The 7168-nt window shown below is 43.1% G+C and carries 9 protein-coding genes; all 9 read left to right on the top strand.

What is annotated here, in order from left to right:
* The first annotated feature begins 413 nt into the window (after positions 1-413).
* Positions 414-683, top strand: coding sequence for a hypothetical protein (locus ACTHRH_RS25335; RefSeq protein ID WP_379289402.1), 270 nt, complete (start codon positions 414-416; stop codon positions 681-683).
* Positions 680-958, top strand: a complete 279-nt coding sequence (locus ACTHRH_RS25330) for a hypothetical protein (protein ID WP_379289400.1) — start codon at positions 680-682, stop codon at positions 956-958. The genes ACTHRH_RS25335 and ACTHRH_RS25330 overlap by 4 nt, the downstream gene beginning before the upstream one ends.
* A gap of 200 nt (positions 959-1158) precedes the next feature.
* Entirely contained in the window at positions 1159-1650 is a 492-nt protein-coding gene (locus ACTHRH_RS25325) for a PH domain-containing protein (RefSeq protein ID WP_379289398.1), read from the top strand.
* Complete coding sequence (locus ACTHRH_RS25320; RefSeq protein WP_144936911.1) at positions 1643-3079, top strand: PH domain-containing protein; 1437 nt, start codon at positions 1643-1645, stop codon at positions 3077-3079. The genes ACTHRH_RS25325 and ACTHRH_RS25320 overlap by 8 nt, the downstream gene beginning before the upstream one ends.
* A 21-nt stretch (positions 3080-3100) precedes the next feature.
* Complete coding sequence (locus ACTHRH_RS25315; protein ID WP_440418218.1) at positions 3101-3361, top strand: hypothetical protein; 261 nt, start codon at positions 3101-3103, stop codon at positions 3359-3361.
* Positions 3362-3401: 40 nt separating this feature from the next.
* The gene (locus tag ACTHRH_RS25310) at positions 3402-4355 is read left to right on the top strand and encodes a helix-turn-helix transcriptional regulator (RefSeq protein WP_440418216.1); all 954 of its coding nucleotides are present in this window, start codon (positions 3402-3404) and stop codon (positions 4353-4355) included.
* A gap of 41 nt (positions 4356-4396) precedes the next feature.
* Positions 4397-4582, top strand: coding sequence for a hypothetical protein (locus tag ACTHRH_RS25305; RefSeq protein WP_150960074.1), 186 nt, complete (start codon positions 4397-4399; stop codon positions 4580-4582).
* Between the two features lie 118 nt (positions 4583-4700).
* Positions 4701-6155, top strand: a complete 1455-nt coding sequence (locus ACTHRH_RS25300; RefSeq protein WP_150960073.1) for a type I restriction-modification system subunit M — start codon at positions 4701-4703, stop codon at positions 6153-6155.
* A complete protein-coding gene (locus ACTHRH_RS25295; protein ID WP_440418213.1) occupies positions 6152-7123 on the top strand; it encodes a restriction endonuclease subunit S in 972 nt (323 codons plus the stop codon). The genes ACTHRH_RS25300 and ACTHRH_RS25295 overlap by 4 nt, the downstream gene beginning before the upstream one ends.
* Positions 7124-7168 lie beyond the last annotated feature (45 nt).

Below are 7168 nucleotides of genomic sequence, written 5' to 3'. Positions count from 1 at the left end.
ATTCCGGACACCCTCTCCCTTATACGGTTATTATCTATTTTCACTTAAGGGATGTCCACTTTTTATTCTAACTACAATTATGCAACATTTATATCAAAACTTATCTTCTCGCCCGGTGCATCCGCATCGGGCCTTTTCTTTCTTACCACATAAGAGTCTTGCGGTTTACAGTAATCAAATTGGTGTAACAAGACTCTTATTCGCATAAAAAGCTACATGAAAACCGGGTTGTTCGTCTTCGAAGAAGATCCGATAGGAGTTTTTCTCACAACTCAAACATTTGTTCGCCTACAGATTGTTGTCTGGAGCGATAATACGGTCCGAGAAGTCGGCTGATTTGCTTCTGCAATTGAAGCGGGCTATGTTATACTGTGATCAAAGAGCGGAAATGTTTATGACAGGGGTGACATCGAATGGAAAAGGTAAATTCACCGGAAGAGTTAATGGAGAACATCGCGAATATGAGCCGTGACAACTCTGTTTATCAATTTCATATTCCTGGAAAAGGGACGTTCACTCTCGTCTTACAAGAGGAAGAACAGCGATCCATTCAAGCTGATGCTGAAGCCAATCCAGAACTGAGAGCCATGATTGAACAAAGCAGGAGAGAATTCAAGCTAGGCAAAGCCATGAGCACATCGGAAATGCTAAAGTCCTTTTCCCCCGAGGACTTTCGAACATGAAACGCGTAGTTCTATGGTCTCCGGTGGTAAGAAACAAACTCTCCCAGTTTCGCAGCGAGCGATTTTCCCCCGAGGAAACGTTTGATTTCATTTCTCAATGGATTCTTGAAACAGAAGTTGTACTTTCCAATCTGGTCTTAAGTAAGGCTTATACGGAGGAAGATGGCACTTATATGGGACTGTCGCGTATCGTTGTGAAGCGGTTTAGGGTTTACTTTGAACAGTTTGAGAATGAGATTAGAATTGTTGCTGTTTTGTTTCCTGGTGAAAAATAGAAACTTCAGGCGGTAAATTCGGGAGGACGGTTCACAGCATTAAGTCAAAATTGAATGAATCAGTCTAACAACCAAGTGATGAAAACGGCTAAGTTTGATTAGTCGTTTTTTTTTTGCATTTCGAACATTCGTTCGCTGACAGATTGTTGTCTTTGCTCTTCGATATATTATCTTTTAAAGTGCAATAGGAGTTGATTGAGTTGGAACAAAAGCTTCACCCGAATGTGATTCGATATTGGCAAATTAAGTATGGCTTACATACGTTCAAATGGATGCTGCTCGGCAGCATCCCGTTAATTATCCGGGGAGTTTGGTTACCTGCTTGGGTTTGGTTAAGCATAATTTCCTATCTGGCGATACTATTTTTCTTCATTAAGGGACTCGTCTTTATTTGTTACGGGGTCTACAGAAAATACTCTCGAAGAAGCTATCTCCTTGGTGACGATGAGCTGATGATTCGATGGGGGAATGTCTGGTCGGATAACTCCTCCATTATTCCTCTCAGCCGGGTACTGCATGTGGATCAAGAACAAGACATGCTTGCCAAAAGATTGGGCCTGTCTGAGCTAACCATTACAACGGCAGGAGATCACCACTTTATTGTGGGACTGACAGAAGAGGATGCCGTTCGGCTGCGCAGACAAATCATCGAATTATCCAAATTAGACAACAAGGATACTTACTATGATTAAGCGGCATCATCCAATTACCGTCATTTATAAGATATACAGTCAAATCCGGTATTCGATTATTCCCCTTACCGCGTTTCTATATAACGAGATTCGAGCAGGAACCGGACAACAACCTGATTGGGTATATATCGCGGCCACAGTCTACGGTATTGTGACTGGTGGTTGGTCAATCCTTTCTTGGTATAGAGAAACCTATCAATTGGATTCCAAGGCGCTGCATACTACCAAAGGTGTATTTACCGTAACCCAAAGAACGATACCGCTCATGAAAATCAATAACTTAAAAATCGAGCAAAGCTGGATATATCGGCTGCTCGGGATCGCCAATGTTGAACTTCAAACGAGCGATTCCAATGATGATGCCGATGCCCGCTTGATTACATCCAGAAAGACGGCAGATTTGCTCAAGAAATCCATTGGGCAGATCGAAAACCGAAGTGCGATTCCAGAGTCAAAAGATCATCACGTTACCAGAAAAGAAATCATAATGCTGTCCATGAGTTCGAATACATTCTGGCTAGGACTTCCTGTCACGATCGCTGTCATTCAACATTTGTGGAGTTGGTTATTCCCTACACCGGAAGAAGAACAAGTCAGCTTCATGGAATTATTCAAGAAAGAGACTTGGAGCGGGATAACCTTAGATGACAGCATAAAAGTCACACTGTACTTGGCAGCTTTCTTGGGGATCTGCGTAATGGTTACTTGGCTGTTCTCCATAGGGATGGCACAATTTCGTTATAAAGGTTGGCATCTATCGAGAGCCGGGGATGTGATTTCCATTCATCATGGTTGGGTGGAGCGAAGATCGGTGCAGATTCAGGTGAAACGTATCCAATCGCTGCGAATCAAAGAGCTGATGTTTGGGCGTTTGTATGGATATGCTTCTGTATGCATGGATTGCGTTGGATATTCAGGGGAACGGAGAGTCAAATTGCTTATTCCTTCTATACGTACATCGGAACTAGTCGAAGTGCTAGGTCGGTTGCTTCCCGAGTTCCAACTCCAAACTCCCGAGCGAGCTTTACATCGAAGCGCGAAATTTGCCACAGAGATTCCAATTATCTCGTTGCTCGTATTCGGTATACTTGTGGGTTGTTATTTCACCTTATGGTCTTTGACAATCATTCCGGTCCTTTACATCGTCTATAAATACATGAAGTACGTCTATGTTAAGACGAAATGGGAAATCGCGGCGAACTTGTTCATCTTACGCAAAGCTGGCTTCAATCAGACGACTGTGTACCTCTTGCGTGAATCCATAGAATCCATAAGTATCAGACAATCATGGTGGCAGCGGTTATTTCGTATTTATCAGCTGGAAATGGAGATCGATTCTCCTGCGAACGTATGGGAATACCGTATGTCGGGGATCACGAAACAAGACTGCAATGAGATTCTAGGATGGTATAAAAATAAGAGTCATTAGTCTAATTCAGGTGGTGTTTATATGGAAACAGATCAAGCCGTAAGAGATTGTCTATTAAATTTAATCGCCGGTTTGGAAGAGTGGGGGAAAGAACTAGGCGAGCCTCCAGCTCTATTACGCAATGGTCATATGCAGTTTGTTCCACTGCTGATGTTAGAGGGAAAAGAAGCTCCAATTGATTTGCATTCACTTATTCGACTGTTGCAAAAACAGTGGATGATTCATTTTTCCCATGACAATAGGCAGGAAGAACTAGGAAGCGTGTCGAATTTCCATTTATGATAAGGATTTACATTACATATTAGTCCATAGGAGATATAACATGACGGATAAAGTGATACGACTCTTTAAAATACTGCTTGCCATTCAAGCCAATCCGGGGATTTCGGCCAAGGAGCTGGCGGATAAGTGTGAGACAACGGATCGTACGATTTACAGGGACTTGAGGATCCTGGACCTGATCGCACCTATTACGAACGAAGGTTACGGCAAAGGATACCGCTTTGTCGGGAATTTCGCCATGTACCCGCTTAATTTTACGGAGCAGGAAGCGTTGGTATTTTCTGTCCTTCCTTCCGTGTTGGACACCGGCAAATTGCCTCCAGGCTTTGATTCCGCTTACGACAAAGTGATGGCAACTCATGTGAAAGAATCCCGGAAGCGGTACGATACATTGGAAAATGTCGCGGATATGATCCAAATGGGTACTCCAGCTTATCGGGAAAGCAGTGCCAACTTCTTGCTGCCTATCATGGAAGCGATCATAGCCAAGAAGACGATCCGTGCTGTATACCATACGCAGTACAGGAATGAATTGACGGAGCGCGAAATTGATCCGTACTATCTGGTCCCGCGGGATCAACGGTTTTACTTGATCGGCTATTGTCGTGCCAAGCAGGAGATTCGTACGTTTCGGATTAGCCGTTTCCGCCATGTAGAACTGACAGGACATCATTTTGATAAGGGTGATTTTAGCATCACTCAGTATATGAAGCACACCTGGTCCATTGAACGCGGAGATTCTTTAATTACCTTTAAGATCAAATTCCATCCCGATGTCGCGCGTTATGTTAGGGAAGAAGAGTTGTTTGTGAGACCGAAGATGACTGAGCTTCCAGATGGCAGTTTATTATTTGAAGTCACCGTCAACCACGAACGGGAGTTTATGAATTGGGTGGTTCAGTATGGCCCTTCAGCGGAGATCATCGAGCCTGTATCCGTCCGGGAAAGGTTCAAAGAGCGGCTCAGGCGTTGGGGACAGTTGTATGGGAAGTAAGGGGCAAATGTTGAGCGATAGACGAGAGGAAGGTGTCTGTTTTGAAAAGTGAAGCCACGTTTCTAGGACGTTTGTATGATGCGATCCGTAAAGAGCCGTTTCGCCGCAAGATTGTCATCGCCCCCTCCTATATGGAAGGGCAATCCTGGCTTATGCGAATATGCCGAGAATTTGGGCCGGTTATGAACGTGGAAGTCCACACGGTTCAATGCCAAGGCTTGGTCTGAAAAATTCGGGTATAAAACAAAGGAAGCGGGATTGTATTTTGTTAGTTTGCAGAAACATGTCATATTAGGACAGTCCGTAGTATAATTAAACAAGAATCAACATGCAGAGGAGATCGTTATGATTACAGGTGAATTAAGGCAAAAAGTAGACCGGATTTGGGAGACATTCTGGACCGGAGGTATTACCAATCCATTAAGCGTAATCGAACAGTTTACATATTTGTTGTTCATTAAAGGTCTGGACGAAGCGGAAACGCGCAAGGAGAACGAATCCGTGCTGCTGTCGTTGCCTTTTACCGGACTGTTTCCAAGTGACAAGCAGTACTTACGCTGGAGTCAATTTAAATCGTTCGATCCTCAGCGGATGTATGATGTTGTCTCGAACGAAGTGTTTCCTTTCATCAAGACGCTTCATGGAGATAAGGATTCAGCCTATGCCAAATACATGGGCGATGCCATATTTATGATCCCGACTCCGAATATGCTTGTGCGGATTGTCGAGGGTATCGATTCGATTGATATGAAGGATAGGGACACCAGCGGGGATTTATATGAGTATCTGCTGTCCAAGGTGGCTACGGCTGGAACGAACGGACAGTTCCGTACGCCGAGACATATTATCCAAATGATGGTCGAATTGATGAAGCCGACGCCCGAAGATATCATTTGCGACCCGGCTGCAGGTTCGGCAGGATTTCTCGTTGCCGCAGGTGAATATTTGCGTCGCCATCATGCCGATCTTTTTCTTGTTCAAGGATTGAAAGAGCATTTCAACAATCATATGTTCTACGGTTTCGATATGGACCGTACGATGTTGCGTATCGGTGCGATGAATATGCTGCTTCATGGGGTGGATAATCCGAATATCGAATACCGCGATTCCTTGAATGAAAACAATACCGACAAGGACAGATATACGTTAATCTTAGCCAATCCGCCGTTTAAAGGCTCGCTTGATGCGGATTCGGTAGCAGCGGATCTGTTGCGTGTGACTCGCACGAAGAAAACGGAGCTGCTGTTCCTCGCTCTGTTCCTGCGTATGCTCAAAGTAGGGGGACGCTGCGCTTCCATCGTGCCGGACGGTGTCTTGTTCGGTAACAGCACAGCCCATAAAGCCATTCGTAAGGAAATCGTTGAGAATCACAAACTCGAAGCGATTATTTCAATGCCAAGCGGGGTTTTCAAGCCATATGCCGGGGTTTCGACAGCAATTATGATCTTCACCAAAACAGGTGCAGGCGGGACAGATCACGTTTGGTTCTATGACATGAAGGCGGATGGTTACTCGCTTGATGACAAGCGGAATCCGATCGAAGCAAATGATATCCCCGACATTGTGGAACGGTTTGGCAAATGGGAAGCAGAGAAAGAGCGTAAACGCACCGAGAAGTCTTTCCTGGTTCCGGTTGATGAGATTCGTGACAATAACTATGATCTAAGCATCAATCGGTACAAGGAAACGGAATATGAGGAGATTCAGTACGAGGACCCGAAGGTCATACTCGCTTCTATCAAGCAACTCGAGGATGAAATTGTTGAAGGGCTTGCGGAACTGGAGGCGTTGTTGGGGTGAGTTACTCAATCGTTCAGGATCTAGAAAGTATTGAAAAAGTTAAGTCTCTTTGGAACTTCAAGCCATTTGATGAAGTGATTATTGATGTTACGAGTGGCAACATAAAAGTAAAAAAAGAAGATTATCAAGTTACTGGGTTATTTCCTGTAGTTGATCAAGGGAAGACTCTTATCGCTGGTTATATTAACGAAGACCTTACAGTTGTAAAAGGTTTAGATTACATAATTTTTGGGGATCATACCAGAATTTTTAAGTATATTGATTTCGATTTTGTTTTAGGTGCGGATGGAGTCAAGCTCTTAAGACCAAGGCTGGATGAGGTAGATACAAAGTTCTTGTATTATTTTTTTCAGACGTTAACTATACCGAATACTGGGTATAATAGACATTTTAAATATCTAAAAGATGTTATTATTCCTGTGCCTTCAATTGAAGAACAGAAATATATAGTTCAGGTACTAGACAAAGCTCAATCCTTAATTGATAAACGCAAACAAGCAATAGCCAAACTTGATGAATTAGTTCAAGCTGTTTTTATAGATATGTTTGGTGATCCTGTTAGTAACGAGCGTGGTTGGGAGAAGGTAAAATTAAATCAATTTATTTTAAATATTGATAGTGGATGGAGCCCTGTTTGTAAAGCTGTTCAAGCTAGTAGAAATGAATGGGGAGTCTTGAAATTAAGTGCAATTACCTCTGGATCATACATTGCAACTGAAAATAAAGCGCTCCTAGAGGACACTACACCAAAACCAAATCTAGAAGTAAGAAAAGGGGACTTACTGTTTGTTAGAAAAAATACACTAGAACTTGTTGGAACTTGTGCCTATGTTTTTGAGACACCTTCGCAACTAATGTTGCCCGATACCATTTTTCGCTTTGTTTTGAAGGAGGATTGTAAATTAAATAAGATCTTTTTGTGGCAATTACTTAATTACTCAACTTTCGCAGAGCGAAAATCGGCATAATTGCATGATGTGACTGAACTAACGGTGAATGTAATACTGAGGTTG

The organism is Paenibacillus sp. SAFN-117 (assembly GCF_051966115.1).
Classification (GTDB): domain Bacteria; phylum Bacillota; class Bacilli; order Paenibacillales; family NBRC-103111; genus Paenibacillus_L; species Paenibacillus_L residui.
This window is presented reverse-complemented; position numbering and strand designations above follow the sequence as displayed.